The sequence below is a fragment of the Chitinophaga varians genome (assembly GCF_014529945.1).
Lineage (GTDB): Bacteria > Bacteroidota > Bacteroidia > Chitinophagales > Chitinophagaceae > Chitinophaga > Chitinophaga varians.
In genome coordinates, this window is the sequence record NZ_JACVFB010000001.1 from 670,347 (window position 1) to 689,672 (window position 19,326).

Annotated in this window: 16 protein-coding genes and 1 tRNA gene; 10 read left to right on the forward strand and 7 right to left on the reverse strand. The window is 49.9% G+C overall.

Annotation, left to right across the window (positions count from 1 at the left end):
- Window positions 1-83 precede the first annotated feature (83 nt).
- The 6 genes from aspT to ICL55_RS02690 all read left to right on the forward strand — a co-directional run bounded on the left by aspT (window position 84) and on the right by ICL55_RS02690 (window position 10,455).
- Complete coding sequence (gene aspT / locus ICL55_RS02665; protein ID WP_188094490.1) at window positions 84-1,784, forward strand: aspartate-alanine antiporter; 1,701 nt, start codon at window positions 84-86, stop codon at window positions 1,782-1,784.
- A gap of 47 nt (window positions 1,785-1,831) precedes the next feature.
- Window positions 1,832-3,478, forward strand: a complete 1,647-nt coding sequence (gene aspD, locus ICL55_RS02670) for an aspartate 4-decarboxylase (protein WP_188094491.1) — start codon at window positions 1,832-1,834, stop codon at window positions 3,476-3,478.
- Window positions 3,479-3,506: 28 nt separating this feature from the next.
- The gene (locus ICL55_RS02675) at window positions 3,507-4,556 is read left to right on the forward strand and encodes a type II asparaginase (RefSeq protein WP_188094492.1); all 1,050 of its coding nucleotides are present in this window, start codon (window positions 3,507-3,509) and stop codon (window positions 4,554-4,556) included.
- A gap of 268 nt (window positions 4,557-4,824) precedes the next feature.
- On the forward strand, window positions 4,825-7,203 hold the full coding sequence (locus ICL55_RS02680; protein ID WP_188094493.1) for an ABC transporter permease: 2,379 nt from the start codon (window positions 4,825-4,827) through the stop codon (window positions 7,201-7,203).
- 44 nt (window positions 7,204-7,247) lie between these two features.
- Window positions 7,248-8,396 carry a putative sensor domain DACNV-containing protein gene (locus tag ICL55_RS02685; protein WP_188094494.1) on the forward strand — a complete coding sequence of 383 codons (1,149 nt, stop codon included), beginning with the start codon at window positions 7,248-7,250 and terminating at the stop codon, window positions 8,394-8,396.
- Window positions 8,397-8,412: 16 nt separating this feature from the next.
- Entirely contained in the window at window positions 8,413-10,455 is a 2,043-nt protein-coding gene (locus ICL55_RS02690; protein WP_188094495.1) for a TonB-dependent receptor, read from the forward strand.
- A 21-nt stretch (window positions 10,456-10,476) separates the two neighbouring features.
- Here ICL55_RS02690 and ICL55_RS02695 read toward each other — a convergent pair whose 3' ends face one another.
- Entirely contained in the window at window positions 10,477-11,484 is a 1,008-nt protein-coding gene (locus tag ICL55_RS02695) for an RNA ligase (ATP) (protein ID WP_188094496.1), read from the reverse strand.
- Between the two features lie 87 nt (window positions 11,485-11,571).
- Here ICL55_RS02695 and ICL55_RS02700 point away from each other — a divergent pair, with 87 nt between their 5' ends.
- Together ICL55_RS02700 and ICL55_RS02705 are read left to right on the forward strand one after the other, a co-directional pair.
- Entirely contained in the window at window positions 11,572-12,432 is an 861-nt protein-coding gene (locus tag ICL55_RS02700) for a DUF6630 family protein (RefSeq protein ID WP_188094497.1), read from the forward strand.
- 67 nt (window positions 12,433-12,499) lie between these two features.
- Window positions 12,500-12,991 carry a DinB family protein gene (locus tag ICL55_RS02705; protein WP_188094498.1) on the forward strand — a complete coding sequence of 164 codons (492 nt, stop codon included), beginning with the start codon at window positions 12,500-12,502 and terminating at the stop codon, window positions 12,989-12,991.
- Window positions 12,992-13,038: 47 nt separating this feature from the next.
- Here the strand turns inward: ICL55_RS02705 and ICL55_RS02710 are convergent, their stop codons facing one another.
- Genes ICL55_RS02710 through ICL55_RS02725 form a run of 4 tightly spaced genes read right to left on the reverse strand, consistent with a single transcriptional unit; the run spans window position 13,039 to window position 15,809 of the window.
- Window positions 13,039-13,506 (reverse strand): SRPBCC family protein, encoded by a 468-nt coding sequence (locus ICL55_RS02710; protein ID WP_188094499.1) that lies wholly within the window; start codon window positions 13,504-13,506, stop codon window positions 13,039-13,041.
- Between the two features lie 41 nt (window positions 13,507-13,547).
- Window positions 13,548-14,366 (reverse strand): DUF6597 domain-containing transcriptional factor, encoded by an 819-nt coding sequence (locus ICL55_RS02715; RefSeq protein ID WP_188094500.1) that lies wholly within the window; start codon window positions 14,364-14,366, stop codon window positions 13,548-13,550.
- Entirely contained in the window at window positions 14,338-15,279 is a 942-nt protein-coding gene (locus ICL55_RS02720; protein WP_188094501.1) for a hypothetical protein, read from the reverse strand. The genes ICL55_RS02715 and ICL55_RS02720 overlap by 29 nt, the downstream gene beginning before the upstream one ends.
- Entirely contained in the window at window positions 15,276-15,809 is a 534-nt protein-coding gene (locus tag ICL55_RS02725) for a GNAT family N-acetyltransferase (protein WP_188094502.1), read from the reverse strand. The genes ICL55_RS02720 and ICL55_RS02725 overlap by 4 nt, the downstream gene beginning before the upstream one ends.
- 141 nt (window positions 15,810-15,950) lie before the next feature.
- On the opposite strand from ICL55_RS02725, the gene ICL55_RS02730 reads away from it, so the two are divergent.
- Together ICL55_RS02730 and ICL55_RS02735 are read left to right on the forward strand one after the other, a co-directional pair.
- A tRNA-Lys gene (locus tag ICL55_RS02730) sits at window positions 15,951-16,023 on the forward strand.
- A gap of 546 nt (window positions 16,024-16,569) precedes the next feature.
- The gene (locus ICL55_RS02735; protein WP_188094503.1) at window positions 16,570-17,097 is read left to right on the forward strand and encodes a DUF4468 domain-containing protein; all 528 of its coding nucleotides are present in this window, start codon (window positions 16,570-16,572) and stop codon (window positions 17,095-17,097) included.
- A 347-nt stretch (window positions 17,098-17,444) separates the two neighbouring features.
- Here ICL55_RS02735 and ICL55_RS02740 read toward each other — a convergent pair whose 3' ends face one another.
- Complete coding sequence (locus ICL55_RS02740) at window positions 17,445-18,707, reverse strand: serine hydrolase domain-containing protein (protein ID WP_188094504.1); 1,263 nt, start codon at window positions 18,705-18,707, stop codon at window positions 17,445-17,447.
- 48 nt (window positions 18,708-18,755) lie between these two features.
- Entirely contained in the window at window positions 18,756-19,157 is a 402-nt protein-coding gene (locus tag ICL55_RS02745) for a DUF5946 family protein (RefSeq protein ID WP_188094505.1), read from the reverse strand.
- Between the last annotated feature and the right edge of the window lie 169 nt (window positions 19,158-19,326).

A 19,326-nucleotide genomic window follows, 5' to 3' on the forward strand; every position in this document is an offset into this window, starting at 1 on the left:
TTTTCATGGTCATTGAACAAAAATAAAGCAGCTCTTGTTTAAGTGCTGTAACAGCGTTATTTCCCGAACGAAAATGACCATCTATGCAGTGGATTACTCATGTATTGCAGCAATACCCTGAACTGGCTATCTTCCTCACTATCGCACTGGGCTTTGCCATTGGGCCGTTAAAAATCAAAACTTTCAGTCTGGGGACTGTTACCGCCGTATTGTTGGTGGGCGTGCTGGTAGGGCAGCTGAAGATAGATATTTCACCTACCGTGAAGTCTGTTTTTTTCCTGATGTTTTTGTTTGCCGTAGGTTATAGCGTAGGGCCGCAGTTCTTCCGCGGACTGAAAAAAACGGGGCTGCCGCAGATGGGCTTCGCCGTGCTGATGTTATTGACCTGTCTCATATTTCCCTGGCTCTGCGCGCGTTTTATGGGATATAACATGGGACAGGCAGCGGGTTTGCTGGCCGGCTCACAGACCATCTCCGCAGTGATCGGGGTGGCCGGGGATACGATCAACGGACTGCCGCTGACGGCCGCACAGAAAGCGGATTATAACAACGCGATACCGGTATGCTACGCAGTGACCTATATCTTCGGAACGGCCGGATCTGCCTGGGTGCTGGCCAGTCTGGCACCTGCCATGCTGGGTGGGCTGGACAAAGTAAGGAAAGCCTGTAAGGAGCTGGAAGCCTCCATGGGCGCCGGTGATGAAAGCTCTCAACCCGGCATGATCTCCGCCGACAGGGTGGTGATCTTCCGCGCTTACACTGTTACGGCCGACTGGTTTGCTGATGGTAAAACCGTGCAACAGCTGGAAGCCCATCTGGCAGAAGCGCATGCCCGGCTGTTCGTAGAGCGGCTGCGGCAACAAAATAAACTGGTCGATGCAGCACCCGACGTGGTCATCCATAAAGGAGACAAGATCGTTTTAAGTGGCCGCCGCGAAGACCTGATGGGTGAAAGAGGCCTGATAGGCCCGGAGATACAGGACGCTGAACTACTACATTTTCCGGCGGAAGCCTTACAGATATTGGTCGCAAAGAAAACGATCGCCGGCATGAAGGTGAGTGAACTGAGAACGCAGCCTTATATGCATGGTATCTTTATCCGCAGCATTAAAGCCGCTGATATTGAGGTGCCGGTCATGCCGGACACGGTATTGGAAAGGGGGGACGTGCTGGAGCTGGTAGGCCTTAAAAAAGAGGTCGACAAAGCTGCGCAGCAGATAGGCTACGCTGACAGGCCTACGGAGAAAACAGATATGACTTTCGTAGGGCTGGGCATTGTGATAGGAGGTTTGATAGGAGTGCTGACCGTCCATATCGGTGGCGTGCCTATCAGTCTGAGTACAAGTGGCGGCGCACTGATCATCGGATTGGTGTTTGGCTGGCTCCGCTCGCAGCATCCTACTTTCGGCCGCATTCCTGCACCCGCTTTGTGGGTGATGAACAATGTGGGACTGAATATGTTTATAGCTGTAGTGGGCATCACTGCCGGACCTGGTTTTGTGGATGGCTTCAAACAGGTAGGTATCAGCCTTTTCCTGGTGGGCGCCATCGCCACTACTTTACCACTGCTGGCTGGTGTGCTGATGGGCAAGTATATCTTTAAATTCCACCCTGCATTAATACTTGGTTGCACCGCCGGCGCACGTACTACCACCGCCGCGCTGGGCGCCATTCAGGATGCGGTGGACAGTAAGACGCCAGCCCTGGGTTATACTGTCACCTATGCGGTGGGTAATACCCTTCTCATCATCTGGGGCGTTGTAATTGTCATGCTGATGCGATGAAACCCAATATTAGTTAGTAGTCAGAGATCTCCCAAAAACATTATTGTATGGCCCTCACAAAAATTAAAACCAGCAGAAAAAGAGAACACATGCTGGAAAGCCTGAGCCCTTTCCAGTTAAAAGACAACCTGATAAATCTTGCGCAGGATGAAAGCCGCCAGGCAGCTACGGTAATGCTGAACGCCGGAAGGGGCAACCCTAACTGGGTGGCTACCACGCCGCGCGAAGCCTTCTTTACCCTGGGCCTCTTTGGTATCGAGGAATGCAGAAGGGTGATGGACAATGCAGAGGGACTGGCGGGCATCCCCGACAAAAAAGGGATCGCCAAAAGATTCGAGAAGTTTCTGTCGATCAATAAAACAGCGCCCGGAATAGACCTGTTGCAGAAGACTTATAAATATGGCCTCAGGCAGCATGGTTATGATGCCGATGCCTGGGTACATGAACTGGCTGAAAGCGTGATCGGCGACCAATACCCGGTGCCAGACAGGATGCTGTCGCACATGGAGCCTATCGTGCACGACTATATTATTCAGGAGATGTGCAACAACGAACCGCCGCCCGGCAAGTACGACCTCTTTGCGGTGGAAGGTGGTACGGCCGCCATGTGTTACATCTTCGATTCGCTGATGCAGAATTACCTGATCAAAAAAGGAGACAAGATCGCGTTGATGGTGCCGGTGTTTACCCCGTACATAGAGATACCGGAACTGGAGCGTTACAGCTTCGAGGTGGTGGAGATCAAATCCAATACCATGAACAAAGAGGGCCGTCATACCTGGCAATACCCCGATAGCGAACTGGAAAAGCTCAAAGACCCCGCTATTCGTATATTGTTCACCGTGAACCCCAGCAACCCGCCCTCTTCTGCCATTCATCCCGATTCGCTGAAGAAGATCATCAGGATCGTGAAGAAAGATAATCCTGACCTGATGGTGGTGACAGACGATGTGTACGGCACCTTTGTTCCCGGCTTCAAATCCCTGATGGCGGCCATTCCGTACAATACTATCGGCGTGTATTCCTTCTCTAAATATTTCGGTTGCACCGGATGGCGTTTAGGCGTGATCGCTATACATCGGAAAAATATGTTCGATGATAATATCCGCCGGCTTTCCCCGACGGCGACCAAAGCACTGAACAAACGTTACGGCAGCATCACGCTGGACCCGCAAAAGCTGACATTCATTGACCGCATGGTGGCCGACAGTCGGCAGGTAGCCCTCAATCATACGGCGGGCCTGTCTTTGCCGCAACAGACACAGATGATGCTGTTTGCCGCCTTCGCGCTGCTGGACACCAAAAACAAATACAAGCAGCTTACACAGGTGCTGGTACAGAAACGCCTGAAGCTCCTGTGGGATGAACTGGAAATACCGCTGGTAAAAGATCCGCTCAATGCCGGTTATTACTCTGAAATAGATATACAGGTGTGGGCGGAGAAAGTATATGGTGATAAATTCTTTAAATGGTTGCAACAGCATTTTGAACCGGTAGATATCCTGTTCCGGCTGGCGGAGAAGACCGGTGTGGTATTGCTCAATGGCGGCGGCTTCGATGGCCCTGAGTGGTCGGTGCGCGTATCGCTTGCCAATCTGCCCACGGCATCCTATTCCGTTATTGGTAAACGTATCACCGAAATTATGCGGGAATACGCCAGCGTATGGAAAAGTAACGGAACTTTGAAAAAATAATTTTCACCCTACATTAAAAAACGGTTGTATGAAAAAACTGTTATGTGTTATCTGTTCGTTGATGATTGGTTTCGCGGCGTACGCGCAGAAACTTCCCCGCGTAAAGATCCTGGCCACCGGTGGCACTATCGCCGGGAAAGGCGCGTCAGCAGACCGTGCGGCCTACAAAGCTGGTTCGCTGCCTATCAAAGAGCTGATAGATGCCGTGCCGGGCATTGACAAGGTAGCGGAGATTTCAGGAGAGCAGATTTCCAATGTGGGCAGCCAGGACATGACGGTAGATATCTGGATTAAGCTCAACAAACGGATCAATGAAATCTTTAAAAACAATGAGGCCGACGGTATTGTGGTAACGCATGGTACCGACACGCAGGAGGAAACGGCTTACTTCCTCAGCCTCACCAGCCGCTATGATCATCCGGTAGTGCTCACCGGCTCTATGCGTCCGGCGACGGCCATCAGTGCTGATGGTCCCAAGAACCTGTACGACGCCGTTACCGTAGCCGCCAGCCCCAACTCCAAAGGCCGCGGTGTGATGGTGGTGTTCAGTGAAAGCATCTTCGATGCCCGTGGTGTGGAGAAGATCAGCACCACCCATGTGGACGCATTCAAATCACCTAATGCCGGTCCGTTAGGACAGGTGTACGACGGAAAGGTGGTGTTCTATATGCACGATCTGCGTAAGGCCAATAAGAGTACGCCGTTTGATATCACCGGTCTCGATAAACTGCCGAATGTGGTGGTAGCAGAGCTATTCGCTGATGCGCCTTCCACCGCCATTGACGCCTATGTGGCCTCCGGCGTGGACGGTATCGTGGTGTCCGGACTGGGCAACGGGAATATCAACAAAGCCAATACAGAAGCGGTGATGCGCGCGGTGGCCAAAGGAGTGGCCGTATGCCGTGGCTCCCGCGTGGTGTCTGGGCGTGTTACGCTGTACGACGAAACCGATGATGCGAAACTAGGCACTTTCGTAGCCGATGACCTGAGTTCGCAGAAAGCCCGTATCCTGCTGATGCTGGGCCTTACACAGACGAAAGACAAGAAAACCCTGCAACAGTATTTCTTTACGTATTAATACATCCCCCCAAAGAAGAGAGCCATAAACAGAAGGCGGGCCAAAAGGGCCTGCCTCTTTTTTTTGCAACAGCTCCCGGAAAATGAGGATACCGGCTTCCCGCGTTTCCATGAAACGCAGGTCTGTAGCACGCGTGGACGAATGGGAAGAGTGCCCCGGAAGCGAACAACCACTGTATCAAAACCGGACATATTTATTTAATTTAAATATAAAAAAAGCTGGTTTAAAGGGTCTCTAAGTTTGGCATTTTTCTTAGATTGTCGTCAGCATGATCAAGAATTACTTCCTGGTTGCCTGGCGCAATCTCCTCAACAATAAGGGCTACAGTGCCATTAATATTTTCGGGCTGGCGGCCGGTATGGCGGTGGCCATGGTGATTGCGTTGTGGGTGGTGCATGAATATTCCTATGACCGGTTTATGCCGGACCACGAACGTTTGTACAGGGTGCAACGCAACTTCGCCAGTAACGGGGATACGCTTACTTTTGCGACGGTTTCGCTGAAGCTGGCGGACGTGTTGCGCAGCGAGATTCCTGAAATGGAGTATGTATGTGAGACCGACTGGCTGGGCAACCATGCGCTGAAAGTGGGTGAGCGCAAAGTAGTACTGAACGGCGGCGGGGTGCAGGACGACTTTCTAAAAGCCTTTCAGTTCCGTTTCTTACAGGGCGACGCTGCCTCCGTATTTAAAGATCCTTTCTCTATCGTACTCACGGAATCGACTGCGAAAGCGCTGTTTGGTAATGAAAACCCCATGGGCAGGATGGTGCGGGTAGACAATCAGTATGATCTGGCGGTAACCGGTATTTTAAAAGATCTGCCGGCGACTTCCACTTTTCGGTTTAAATATTTATATCCCTTCAGTTTCCTCGATAAGACCAACGAATTTGTGATGGGCAACCGTAAATCCGGCTCCTTCAGTAGCAATGCTTTTCAGATATTCGTGAAGGTTAGACCGGAGGTGAATCTTGACCGGCTGGCATCTAAAATCGCTTTTCTCGAGAAACGGGAGAAAGGAAATACCAATGCGGAGAAATCGATCGTGATTTTGCAGGGGATGGACCGCTGGCATTTGTTCGGTAATTATGTGAATGGAAAGGAATCCGGTGGTTTTATCGATTACATCCGGATATTCAGCAGCATCGGCATACTGGTATTGTTGATTGCAGGTATAAACTTCGTGAACCTCACCACTGCGCGGTCTGAGAAACGTGCGCGGGAAGTGGGTATCCGCAAGGCGATCGGCTCACAGCGCTGGCACCTGGTGGTTCAGTTTCTCGCAGAATCATTGATCCTGACTTTTATTGCCCTGTTATGTAGTTTGGTGATGGTGGCAATCGCCTTGCCTTTCTTTAATAAGATGACCGGCGCGAAAATTCATATACCCTTTGACGATATCCGTTTCTGGCTGATTACACTGATTGGTGTGGCGATGACCGGTATTACGGCGGGACTGAAACCGGCTTTTTACCTGTCATCTTTTAACCCCGTGAAAACGCTGAAAGGGACTATGAAAATCGGCGCTTCGGCCACGTGGTCCCGCAGGGCGCTGGTGGTGGTGCAGTTTACCTGTTCGGTAGTATTGGTGATCAGCACCATGGTCATCTACCGTCAGATGAAGTATGCCAAAGACCGGCCTACCGGCTTTGAAACATCGCGCCTGATGTCGTCACGGGTAACGCAGGATATGCGGAAGCGGAATGATGCCTTAAAACAGGATTTATTGCAGAGTGGGCTGGTGAACCATGTGAGCACCTCTTCCTCTTCGCCTGTAGAGATCAACTGGCATAGCGATCCTGATTATTTTCCCGGTAAGCTGCCCGGAGAAACGGTGGAGATGGGGATGGTGTTGACCGGCGATGATTATATGAATACTATGGGGATGAAGTTGATGGCCGGCCGGGACTTCAGGCCCGGTTTGTCTGACACGCTCAATATCATGCTGAATGAAGCAGCCGTAAAGCGGTTACGGCTGAAAGATCCGCTGACGACTGAGATCAAATTGGACGATAAGCCGTTTAGGGTGATTGGCGTAGTACACGATGCTTTGATGGAGAATCCCTTCCAGCAGGCCGAACCTACGTTATTTATGAAGTCTGATGGGGATGATGGTTATTTGTTGTACCAGCTGGCGCCCGGTGTGGAACCTCATCGGGCGGTGGAGCGGCTGGGGGCCATCTTCAACCGGCATAATCCTGCTTACCCTTATGTATATGAATTTGCTGACGATGCTTATAATAACAAGTTCCATCAGGAAATGCTTACCGGCAGGTTATCTGGTATCTTCGCCATACTGGCCATTATAATATCCTGTTTGGGGCTGCTGGGGCTGGCCGCTTATATGGCAGAACAGCGGACCAAGGAAATAGGGGTGCGGAAAGTGCTGGGGGCGTCGATTGCACAGGTGTGGTTCCTGCTGTCGAAAGACTTCATTGCCCTGGTGCTTTTAAGTTGCCTGATTGCTTCCCCAATTGCCCTGTACTCGCTGCAGCGCTGGCTGGCGCAGTATGATTACCGTATTACGCTGGGCCCGGGCGTGTTCCTCTTTGCCGCGGTGATAGCCTTAGCGATCACGCTGGTTACCATTAGTTTTCAGGCCATCAGAGCAGCCATGGCCAACCCGGTGAGGAGTCTCCGTTCCGAATAGGCAGGCTTTGCGTATATTTATGCCTGAAATAAAAGAGAACGGGCATGGCACTGACAACAGAATCGACATATCAGGCAGCATCAGCAGTAGCCGACATTATAGAAGCGCATTTTATCAAACATCTTGACACTGCGAGGGATGAGGGCGTCGAGAATCTGGCGACGGCCCCTTCTGCGCGCGTGGTGGAGAAGATCATCGACGTGGCTTTCTGGGCCAGCCTGCGGCGGGAGGAAGGCAATGCCACCCGCATGTCGCTGGCATTTGTCAGCCCCGAACAAGCAGGCAAGCCGCTGTTGTTTGAGCAACCGCTGCCGCTCACCCCGCACGTGCTGACCAAACTGGCGCCCGGCGTGGAAAGGGCCGGTATTCATGTAGGCATTTGGTTTAATGGTGAAGAGTTATGCATCTGGGGCACTACCATCAAACTGCCTAATTTCTGTTTCGTGCTGGACGTGTCTGAACCCGGGCTGCTGGTGGTAAAACACCGGCGTATCATGGGGCTGGGCAAGTTCACCAACGTGGCCATGCTCAAAGGAGACCAGATCAAGGTGGTAGATGAAAATTCCGGCTACCCGATGTGCAGCCCGGCGCTACTGAGATCGCTCCTGGGGCTTGATTCGTCCTCTCTCTGGAATAATCCTGAAAACGTTCTCATACAGATCGCGGTGTCTATGCGGGCACACAAGCGGGGCGGTATCCTGCTGGTGGTGCCGGACGGTAGCCCTTCCTGGAAAGAATCCATCGTACAACCGTTACAATATCCGATATCACCGGCATTTGCGGGCGTGGCAGACCTGATACGGCAGGAGAGCTCCACCGTCAGCGAGATCTTCTGGCAGAATGCCCTGCGCCGGGAAGTGGAAAATATCAGCGGTCTTACCGCCGTAGATGGCGCCACCATTATCAATCAGCATCATGAACTGCTGGCTTTCGGCGCCAAGATCACCCGGGCCAGTTATTCTTCTCCGGTAGAAAAAGTGCTGATGATGGAGCCTGTGCTGGGCGGCATTCCTTCTTATGTGCATCCATCTGCCATTGGTGGCACCCGGCACCTGTCGGCCGCGCAGTTTGTGCATGACCAACCTGATGCTCTTGCGTTGGTAGCCTCTCAGGACGGCTACTTCACCATTTTCTCCTGGTCCGTCACCAAACAGATGGTACAGGCTCATCGCATCGATATCCTGCTGCTCTAACAGACAAATCAACCGAATGAAATCTCCTTTACTGGCCACCATATCACTGGCATTTGCGTTGCCGCTGGCTGCGCAGCAGGATACCCTGCACCGTTTGCCGGAGGTAGTGGTGAAATCCTATTTGTCGAAAGAACCGTTGTTACGTATACCCACGGCCGTTAGCGTGCTGTCTCCGCAGCAGCTGGCATTGCAACAGGGCGCGTCGATGGTGCCTGCGTTCAACAGTATGGCCGGCGTGCGGATGGAAGAAAGATCGCCCGGCAGCTACCGGCTCTCTATCCGTGGCAGCCTGTTGCGTTCGCCCTTCGGTATCCGCAATGTGAAAATGTATATGGATGAAATTCCCCTCACCGATGCTGGTGGTAATACCTACCTCAATCTGCTGGACCCGGTGGCACTGAGCGGTGCCGAAGTGCTGAAAGGCCCCGATGGCAGCCTGTTTGGAGCCAATTCCGGCGGCGTGGTACGATTGGATATGCTGCCACCTGCGGGCGACAGTACCCGGTTGCAGGCATCCGTGCAGGGAGGCAGCTACGGTCTCTTTCATGCCACGGCCGGTTACCGGCAGCAGCTGGGCAACTACAGCTTTCAGCTGTTTCAGGGATATCAGCAGGCCGACGGCTACCGGCAGCATACGGCCATGCGCCGTTCTTACACACAGCTGGGACAACGATGGGAATACAAACCCGGTTATGTACTGAAGATGCTGGGCTTCTACTCCGATCTGGGGTATCGTACGCCCGGCGGTTTAACGCTGGCGCAGCTGGACAAAGATCCACGCGCCGCACGTCCTGCTACGCCAACATTGCCCGGCGCCATCACACAAAAGGCCGGTATCTATAACCGCACCGCACAGGGCGGCCTGGTACACGAGGCGCAGTTCAGTCCCCGCTGGCAGCATGTGATCACGGTGTTTGGCGCCAACACGCACTTTGAAAATCCGTTTATCACCAACTACGAGGCACGCGACGAAAATACTTTCGGCTTCCGGACTTATCTGTCATGGATCAATAAGCCCACGGCGACGTTGTTGCAATGGAAGTGGCAGGCCGGTATGGAATGGCAGCGGACCGTTTCCGATATCATCAACTACGGCAACAACCAGGGCGTCCGTGGCGCCGTACAGGCGGCCGATAAGCTCACCGCCGGGCAGTACTTTTATTTCTCGCGGTTCCATGCGCAGCTGCAACGCTGGACACTGGAAGCCGCAGCCAGTATGAACTACTATCATTACACCTATAACCGTGACGGCAATACGAAAATAACCTTCACGCCGCAGCTCATGCCACGCTTGTCGTTGTCGTACCTGATCAATGAGCAGTTGACCGGCCGCGTGACCGTTAGCAGGGGCTATTCTCCTCCGGCTACAGCTGAAGTAAGGGCTTCCGATAATATCATCAACACCGCATTGCGTCCGGAAACGGGCTGGAACTATGAAGCAGGGCTGCGGCTGTTGCCATTGTCGCGCCGCTATTCCCTGGACGTGACAGGCTTTCATTATCGTATGCAGGATGCTATTGTGCGTAAGTTGCGGGACAACGGGGCGGAGTTTTTTGTCAATGCCGGCGGCGTGAACCAGACGGGCGTAGAAATAGAAGGCATGCTGCAGCTGATGCAGTCCCGTAGCCATGGCGTTGTGCGCGGACTGGAGCTGCGGGGCAGCTATACCTGGAGTGATTTTTATTTCAGGGATTATGTGAGCAGCGGCAAAGATTTTTCCGGCAACCGGTTGACCGGCGTGCCCCGTACGGTGGTCGTTTCCGGACTTACCGTGTATTTACCGAAAGCCGTGTATGTGTATGTGGCGCATAATTATACCAGCAGGATACCGTTGAACGACGCTAACAGCGCCTATGCACGCGGGTATCATCTGATGCAGTGCAAAGCAGCGTGGCAGTTGCCCATCTCCGGAAAATGTAAAATCAGTGTACAGGCAGGGGCAGATAATTTGTTGAATCAGGCTTACAGCCTGGGTAACGACCTGAATGCAGTAGGAGAGCGGTATTATAATCCGGCGCCTGGCCGTACGTATTTCGGCGGTATCAATGTGGCGCTGTAATTTATCTACAGCGCCACAGCTCTATTTTTCGTTCAACAGGAATTTGTTGGATATCACTTTGAAGGATATACGTTTATCCGCAGATCGGATCACCACGCCTTCGCGCTCCACGTGTTTACCGGCCGGACTCAGCGCAGAATTGCCTTCGGCCGCCAGTAGCAGTTCGTCGACCGTGTCCGGCAGCGTGAAAGCCATATCCAGTATGGGCACATGTTCCAGTCCCATTAGCCTGGTTATCTCCTGAAAAGCAGTCAGGGGCAGGTAAGTATAAGCATCGATATCAAACGCATTGAAAAAACGCACGGTCTGACCTTTGATGCCGTAAGGATTTCCCTGTATGCCTTCACCGATCAGTTCTCCCTGTAATGCCATGTTTTTGTCCAGTGCTGCCAGTTTAGCCGGCAGGTGCAGTCGGTGGGCTATCTTCCAGAAAGTGTTGTCCGCTGTTTCCAACAGATCGAGGTTGCGGGAGCATACGCCAAATTCGCCATCACGGAGGTAGAAGGTGGCAGAAGAGCCGTCCAGTTTTTCTGTTACGTAAAAGATTTCCTTTTTGTAGGCTTCGTATTCCGCGCTGAGGTTCTGTATACGTTCTTCATCCGTTTTAGGGATAAAAGAGGGGAAGTTTCCCTTCGCGATACCCGCCAGGGAGGCGGGAACCGGCGGTTCATATTTCACGATACCCAATTGAGCGGAAATATCTTCTCCCAGCGTGTAGGGGTAACCGTTAAGTACAGTTACCGGTATCAGCAGGCCCTGTGAGATCTGTCCGCGCAGCTTCATGGTCTTCAGGCGAAAGCCGCCCTGTTCGCCCATTTTCCGGAAGGAGCTTTTACGCAGGAATTCAAATTCCTCTTTTTCAGGCAGGAAAGAATCGATCTCGCAGTATACGGCATGACCGCCGATGCGAAATTCATTTTTTTTAACAACCAGTTTCCATCCTTTTACAGTGGCTACTTCAATCAGGTCGGCGCCGGCTATAGGCTGTAGGTCGTCGATCACGACGACAGACACAAGTTTGCGTTCCATTAGGTTAGGTAGTTTTAAGGTTAACAAAAATATATTAGGGCGCAAAGATATATGTTTTTTTAATGGAGATGCCTTTATTTTTGTGAGATGACTGAGCATATTCTGCAAACACGATACGTGGAGAAACTGGTGAGGGCCCTCGAAGAGGAGCCGGGGAGGCATATCCATCTGCCGGTAAGAGGGTTAAAAGGGGATATTGTAGCGTCTCTGGTGGATGGCAGTCCTTTGCTGGCATCGCTGCCGGAATGGGCCCGTCTGAAGTTTGACACCGCCCTGAAGGTGCGTTATCCGTCAGATCCGGTGGAGGTGTTCCTGGTGTTTACCGGTCGTGAGCCGGTGGTGTTTTATCAGGACAAGCTGCTTCCCGGAGGGCATGCGCATCTGGAGATAGCGCTCATCGCTTTGTTGCGGGAGCTGCATATTGCCATTGCCCGTGCTATCGAGATCCCCGAGCTGCTGCGCCACCGTTCCGCGGAGGAGGAGCTGGCAGACCTCCGGGAGCTGATTGCATTATTGACGCCAGGCGTGTATGCCGATGATGCTGATCTGGACACGATTGCGCAGGCGCTGTACCTGGCATGGAGCGCGCCATCTTCGTTTGCGGCGTTTCATCCTGAGTTTATGGAGGAAGAAGAAGGAGAGGACCTGTTTCTTTCCGTGCTGGAAAAGGCGGCGCCGGTGGTGTATTGCAGTCTGCATCCAACCGCGGCCGAACTGGAGGAGTGTGTCAGTGAGCTGATCGGAGAAGATTTTAATCTGCCTGTCTCCTTAGCAGAGGCGGCATTGTTTGAACAGGCACAGACACGGTTGTTGCCCTTAGGCTGGCAGCTCATGCAGATGGATATTTCCCCGGAAGACCGGTGCCTGCTGGTGGTGAAGCCGGCGGATGCCACCCGCGTTGCTGCCCTCGCGCAACGATTTAACGTGACTATTAAAAATATTTTTTGAGGCTACTGACATAGGGTTGTCACTCCGTGATTTTTACTTTGCTTTCAGAAAACAAAACGTATCCACCATGTCACAGATTCAGGCATTACTCAAAGAAATGGAACAGGAAGCAGCGACTACCCGCAAAATGCTTTCCCGTATTCCCGAAGATAAATATGACTGGCAACCGCATCCTAAAAGCATGAAGTTATTGCGACTGGCGACCCATGTGGCCGAATTGCCGGGTTGGGTAACAATGACGCTGAATACCTCAGAGCTGGATTTTTCCAAGGGCCAGTACTCGCCGGTAGTGGTGAAGGACGCCGCGGAGCTGATGAATTACTTCGAATCTACCCTGGCAGAGGGCAAGCAGCGGCTTGCCGCGGCAACGCCAGCCGAAATGGAAGAAACCTGGGTGCTACGGGATGGTGATACCGTCTTCGTTACCCAGACCAAAGCCGAATTTATCCGTACGTCCTACAGTCAGATTGTGCACCACAGAGCACAGCTGGGCGTATATCTCCGTCTTCTGGACATACCGATCCCCGGCAGCTACGGGCCAAGTGCTGACGAGTATTGATGATGTCACGCCTTTCTGTCGGTTCGGGCTCCGGCGGAAAGGCGTTTTTATGCTGAGCAATATTGGACGAACCTGTCCAGAATGAAATCCCATCCTTCGGGGCTGTTCATGGCTTCCCGGTATAATCCCCCTTTCTGTCCGTGCCGCGCGAAATGGCGATGGCCGAAGTCGATTCTGGTCTTCTCATCACTCTCTTTAAAAAAGTGGAGGAATACTTCACTGGCCTTGTCGGGGTCCGGCTCCGGTGCCCTGTCGGGTCCTATCTGCCATAAAAAAGCGATGCTTTCCCCTTCGGTGAGATAGATCACCCGGCCCCAGTCGCACCTGAATTCGTGCGGGCCTGTTTCGGTGCAAAGTCCGTTCACCGCCGGGTGGATACGGAGGTTCAGCAGTTTCTCCCCCGACCAGGTGTAGGTTTTGGGCCACCATTCATTGATTTCATAGACGAATTTCGTATAGGCCTGGTCCGGTGCTACCGGTACCTGCAGGTGCCTGGTGATATTTGATATTTCCATGGTTGTCTTCGCACAATTTTCAGGCCGGAGTGTATCCGTTGTCACAACGCTAATGGACTGCTGCCGGTAAGCGCCTTCGCCTCTTTAGCAAAGTGGGAAAAATCCGTGTAACCAAAATCTTCATAGTAAAAGTTATAGCCCCGTAGTCTGTATTCCTGCAAGGCCTTTTTAAAACGGACCGTTTTCTGCGCAAATTTGGGCGTTACGCCTACGGCCGATAGAAAATACCTTCTCAGCGACGCATAGGTGACGTGTAAGCTGCCGCAGAGGTGTTGCAGTCCTTTTTCATCTTTTAGTTGCAATGATTCAAACTTGCGGAGGCAGTGCTCTACGATCTGAAAACGATAGTCATTATCAGCAGGCTGTATCTGCATGGGCAGCCATGCCTGGTTACAAAGCCGGACGCGGTCTGCAAAGTTCGTAGCAGCGCCCAGCCGTTCTTCCAGGTCAAAGTCTTTAAACAGGAAGGGCAGGGGCAGCTGGTTGTTTTCCAGTTCGGAAGGCGGGCAGCGGAATAATTTTGAAGCGTAACCGGGCCTTAGTTTGATAAAGAACATCAGCGTACCGGGGGCGTAGCTGCTGCTAAAGGAATGTGTCAGGTGCCCAAGGAACCGGGAGCGTTGCAGCTGTAGTGCCTGCCCATTGGCGTCGTTGATGGAAGTCCACGCCGCCGGGCGCAGCTGAAAGGCCAACAGCGTATTTAGCGACGGCAGTCCTTTCATGGACTGCATGGCAGTAGCATGCGACAGGTCTAACTCAAAATAGTATTCAATCAGCGTGGACAGCGCAGGGGGAGGATAGGCGATCCTGAGGGGATGGCCCGTTTCATTTTCAAATATTACTTTGGCGGCTTTGTGCATATTTGATCAGCAGGCTTAAACCTATGCCGGATATCAGGCAGCGCTCCTTTCTGTTGCCGGTAAGCTGCTGGGTCCAGTCGGTAAATCCTCCGTCGGCGATCTCCATTTCCCGGCCTTGCTCCGAAGGTATCATCACCTTAAACTGTACCCCTTTATAGTAGTTGTTGTCTTCCGCTTGTGGTTCGACCGTTATTTTCATGGGCATGCCGGCAGACAGCTCCCTGATTCCGGTGATCAGTGTATCCCCTTTGTAACCATTGCGGGGAATGATTTTCACAGACACCTGCTGTATCCCAAAAATAACGGTTAACAGCCAATAAATATGCGATAGTTGTTCTCTTAAGGTCGTAAGCTCGAACGAATGGTTGCCGGTATCTTTACCGGCTGCCACCATACAGGCCACTTTAAAGTGAGGCGTATAGCCTTTGGCCGGCAGCCGCATCGCCCGGATGTGCCGGTGCACGGTGCAGTACCGCAGTATGTTGCCGTTGAAGCCGCCGGCACTCCGGAGGCCGGCCATATGCAGCGCCAGAGCGTTGGTAGCGTCAGCCATCACTTCCGTATGACGGATGGCGGAGATGATCTTGTTCTGGCTAACGGTGCCCACCACGGCGCAGCTGCCAAACTGCCCTACAGGCGACAGTTCCAGCGGGTGGTAGTCCTGCTGCCGCAGGTAACGTAGTATTTCCAGTTCTTTCTCCAGCATGAGCACCATGTCGGTGTCCGCCGGTTGCGCGAACGCGTTGCGCTGGTACTGCTGCAGCAATGTGCCGGCAGACATATGCTCCGCCCACAAGCGGTATACCTCCATCAGCACCGACGACAGGTCGGAGCCGCTGAGGGAAGTGAGCGCCTCCAGCATACCAGTAACCCCGGTTTTCTCTACGATTTTTTGTGCGATAAGATCGGTCATACGCCATTCAGTTTAACCATGAGATGTTCATCATGCAGTCGCCCCTGCTTGATAATAGCCTTCACTTTCACCGCCTCCAGGTGATACCCGTTCTTCAGCAGCACCTTCCTGGAAGCCTCATTATACGCAAATATACCCGCATAGATCCGGTAAATGTTCAGTTCCCGGAAAGCATAGGCTGTCAGCAGGCTCACTGCTTCCGTCGTGATACCCTGGCCACGATAGGGCGCTCCCAGCCAATAGCTGATTTCAGCAGCATGATGATAGATATCCACCTGGCGGGTGAGCGAGATAACACCCGCAATTTTATCTTTTACATACATGCCCCATACATGCTCCAGTTTACCGCTCTGAATCAGGGAGAGGAATATCTCCGCGTCTTTCAGCGAATAAGGCGACGGAAAGCTGTCGCGCAGGTTCGCCGCAATGGCAGGGTCGTTCGCCAGTACAGACAGTTCTTGCAGGTCGCTGCGATCAATGGCTTTCAGCGTGACGTCACGCTTTCCGGTAAGAGTGATAATAGCTTGCATGGAACAAAAGTACGGTGCCGCGTGGCGGGAGTTGGTGTAAAAAACTTACAATTTTAGTGAGGGGTATGTGCTGAGAATCAAATATTTATTTTGTGGAATAAAATATTTTTCTATCTTTGCACTCCCTTCGAAAAAGGGAATGATTCCGTAGCTCAGTTGGTAGAGCAATACACTTTTAATGTATGGGCCCTGGGTTCGAGTCCCAGCGGGATCACTACTAAATCATCAAAGCAACTTAAAGCCGCTTAAATCGTAGGATTTATGCGGCTTTTCTGTTTTTACCATAGAAAGGTAAACCATATCAAACGAATCTGAAAGGATACAAAAATAGGATACACAAAAAAAATCTACGCTTAGTGTATCCTTTCCCTGAATTGCTTATCAGTAAAGGGTTTTAGGACTTGCAAACCGAAACAAAACACACCAAACAAAACCAAAAATCGGTAACCTGAAACTTTATGGACCATGAAAGTAAGTGAAGATTTATCAATTCTTATTCATCTACGGTACGATAACAAAAACCCTGATGGGAAAGCAACCATCTGCGTCCGTATAACAGTTACGGGCTTTCCCCGGGATGGTTTTTCACTGGGCTATAAATATATGGCCTTATAAGACAGAAATTTCCACAATTGGTAAAACAAACTGGGGTGAAAGATAGACGCTTTGAATGTTTAATTCTATTATATTTGTGCTATCAGCCTGTCGCGATGTACAAACAATATCAATCTATTTGGCCTCAAATTAAATAGATATACTTATGAAGAAGTTCATCTTATTTTTTCTCCTTTTGCCGTGTTTAACTTATGGACAAAACAATCCCCCGGATTCTTATTTAGGTGAGTTGCCAATAAGAAATGGACGAATTAATTATACAGGTATTGATAGCGTTGCTGGGGTGAGCAAGGAAGAACTGTATTTAAGAGCTAAATCCTTCCTTTCAACAGCTTTTCCTAATTTTAAAGATGTTGTTAAGCTTGATGATAAGGACTTAGGAAAGATAACAGTTCGCGGACTTTTTCAGACAGATGCTAGAGGAGGAAGTCTTATTAAGACATATCAGGAATTTTATGCGAGTACTAATATACAGGTCAAAGATGGGAAATTTAAGTATGAGATTACAGATTTCATTAAGCCTAGTTCAAGCATACGAGTTCCCGATTTTAACTATGAACAAATGTTGTTTAATAAAAAAAGAGCTGAAAAACTATCCCCTGATATTAATGCAGTCATCAATCGATATATAGTTGCTTTGATTAATACAATGAAAAGCCAGGATAGTTTCTAGTTATTTAATAATTCGATTTTTACTTCTTTAGTGAGAAAAAATCCATTTAGCTGTAAATCCGGTGCTACTTTTTAATAAATAGATTAGTCTGTTTTGTGCTAGTCTAGTAAGGGTTTTCGTATATTTGTACAGGTTATAGGTTTCTTAACAATCCGGTACAAAACAAGCTAATCCAGAAGGATACAAATTTGGATACAGGAGCTTCAAAATCCTCGAAAAGCAGCGCTAATTAAGCCTTTGATATGGTCCCTACAGGATCACAGACAACTTGCAAACCTCGCGCCGGTCGCGGGTTTTTGTTTTTAGCCGAGTTCGATTGTATAACCTCTTTACAACGTATGTATTTGTCATTTAACCGGGTGTAATTTTCCTGCGTAGTGGCTCATCGTGCTCCATATATTTTCAAATCCTGTCAGCAGTTTTTTGTTCACACCGTTCAGCCCTTCCAGTTCTGTATTGGTGATTAATAACATGCCATAACCTTTGGCGGGGCTAAAGAAAAGAAAAGCAGTAACTCCTCCATCGCTGCCGCTATGCCCGATGATGCCATTTTTTTTCATGGCATAGAACACACCAATATTAGGTTCTCTCGGATCTATATTCTTTGGATTATAATCAGTTGAAAATGCAGGTTGTAACATGGTGGTGTAGGAGGCGGCAGTAAGAATTTTTCCTTTGCCTTTCTGCCCTGCAATATTTTCTTTCAGAAAAAGACTTAGCTCATGACAAGAAGTGGTAAGCCCGCCATCTGGATAAGTAACGGAACTGTATTTTGGATAGGGGACTTTGAGACCGGTGTATAAGGTTGCCAGCTTTGCCTGGTCTGCGGTAGCGGTAGACCAGGTGGTATGTGTCATCTGTAGTGGCTGCAGAATGTATTGTTGTGTGTACTGAGCGAAGGGAATACCTGATTTAAGTTCTATCAGCCAGGCCGCCAGATCAGAACCGATATTGGAGTACTCATATCTTTTACCTGGTGCGGCTTTATCAAAATTATTGTTTGAATAATAAGTGCCGGACGTGCTTAAATAAGCCTGAAGAAATGCGCCTAAAGTAGTGTCCTGGCCTTTTGCACCATAACCTTTTGATTTTAGTATACTATAGATGGGATTGTCTTCCTGCAAGGGGGTATTGTATAAGTATGTCTTTTTGTATGCAGCAGGGTTATCTGTTATCCCTGAAGTGTGCGTAACGAGTTGTTTTAAGGTGATGGGTATTTCAGGCGTGTGCGGATGTCGTACCTTAAAAGGTAAAATACTGTTGATGTCAGTATCCAGTGTGAACAGGCCTTGTTCGATAGCTTTCATCACTGCCATTCCAATGAATAGTTTGCTGATAGAAGCAATCGGTTGTACCGTAGTAGTGGTATACGGAATGTTTTTTTCAAGGTCAGCAAACCCGAACGCATGTTCGTATAAAATACTATCACTGTTTACAATAGATACGCTGAATCCCGGAAAACCGTTTTGCTGGTATTGTGTAGTAAGCGCAGCTGTTAGCGAATCAGCTGCTAACTGTCCACTGACACGATCAGCACTACAGATAAACAAAAGAAGGAGAAAGATTTTTCCGGCGATTTTTTCAACAGAACCCTGGTGTATGCCTTTCATGTTAAAAATATATTTCTTACCATAAAGAAAGGTTATTTTAGAGAACTTTTAAAGAAAATGGATTGCCGGATGCTTACGATTTTTTATTACATGTAAAACATTCTCGGCCCAATGTCGGACATCCCGGCAGTAGGTAGCAGCATTCAAGGTACTAATACTTAATATATCTATTTCCCAATCGAATTGATTCAGTTTTCTTTGCTTCTTATTTTCAATACGGTACTGATTAGTTTTAATAAATTGTTTCGAACATACTCCTTCGTAAAGGAAATCCTCGAGTAATCTGACTGCCTCAGGAAAATATTCAGGACTATAACCATCTGTTTGAAGCATATATGTGATTACAAGTAAATGGTGAACTTCAAAATATGATGGAACGGAAAATTCCATTGCCAGGCAATCATAAAACTTTCGTTTCCACAATTCATCTATGGTGATCTCTGTTTCCATTTTAAAGTGTTACTACTACTGCGAAAAATAAGATTTCTCTACTAAAATATGATTTTAGTATAATTTTTAAAATAAGTTGTTTTCAATAAGCGCATGATTCAAATCCCGGCAGGATCACAGACATACTTCAAACCTCGCGCTATGCGCGGGATTTGTTTCTAATGGACGT

Excerpts from the sequence above, each read along its gene's own strand:
- aspT (WP_188094490.1), top strand. The coding sequence starts at position 84 with ATGCAGTGGATTACTCATGTATTGCAGCAATACCCTGAACTGGCTATC.
- aspD (WP_188094491.1), top strand. The coding sequence starts at position 1,832 with ATGGCCCTCACAAAAATTAAAACCAGCAGAAAAAGAGAACACATGCTG.
- ICL55_RS02675 (WP_188094492.1), top strand. The coding sequence starts at position 3,507 with ATGAAAAAACTGTTATGTGTTATCTGTTCGTTGATGATTGGTTTCGCG.
- ICL55_RS02680 (WP_188094493.1), top strand. The coding sequence starts at position 4,825 with ATGATCAAGAATTACTTCCTGGTTGCCTGGCGCAATCTCCTCAACAAT.
- ICL55_RS02685 (WP_188094494.1), top strand. The coding sequence starts at position 7,248 with ATGGCACTGACAACAGAATCGACATATCAGGCAGCATCAGCAGTAGCC.
- ICL55_RS02690 (WP_188094495.1), top strand. The coding sequence starts at position 8,413 with ATGAAATCTCCTTTACTGGCCACCATATCACTGGCATTTGCGTTGCCG.
- ICL55_RS02695 (WP_188094496.1), bottom strand. The coding sequence starts at position 11,484 with ATGGAACGCAAACTTGTGTCTGTCGTCGTGATCGACGACCTACAGCCT.
- ICL55_RS02700 (WP_188094497.1), top strand. The coding sequence starts at position 11,572 with ATGACTGAGCATATTCTGCAAACACGATACGTGGAGAAACTGGTGAGG.
- ICL55_RS02705 (WP_188094498.1), top strand. The coding sequence starts at position 12,500 with ATGTCACAGATTCAGGCATTACTCAAAGAAATGGAACAGGAAGCAGCG.
- ICL55_RS02710 (WP_188094499.1), bottom strand. The coding sequence starts at position 13,506 with ATGGAAATATCAAATATCACCAGGCACCTGCAGGTACCGGTAGCACCG.
- ICL55_RS02715 (WP_188094500.1), bottom strand. The coding sequence starts at position 14,366 with ATGCACAAAGCCGCCAAAGTAATATTTGAAAATGAAACGGGCCATCCC.
- ICL55_RS02720 (WP_188094501.1), bottom strand. The coding sequence starts at position 15,279 with ATGACCGATCTTATCGCACAAAAAATCGTAGAGAAAACCGGGGTTACT.
- ICL55_RS02725 (WP_188094502.1), bottom strand. The coding sequence starts at position 15,809 with ATGCAAGCTATTATCACTCTTACCGGAAAGCGTGACGTCACGCTGAAA.
- ICL55_RS02735 (WP_188094503.1), top strand. The coding sequence starts at position 16,570 with ATGAAGAAGTTCATCTTATTTTTTCTCCTTTTGCCGTGTTTAACTTAT.
- ICL55_RS02740 (WP_188094504.1), bottom strand. The coding sequence starts at position 18,707 with ATGAAAGGCATACACCAGGGTTCTGTTGAAAAAATCGCCGGAAAAATC.
- ICL55_RS02745 (WP_188094505.1), bottom strand. The coding sequence starts at position 19,157 with ATGGAAACAGAGATCACCATAGATGAATTGTGGAAACGAAAGTTTTAT.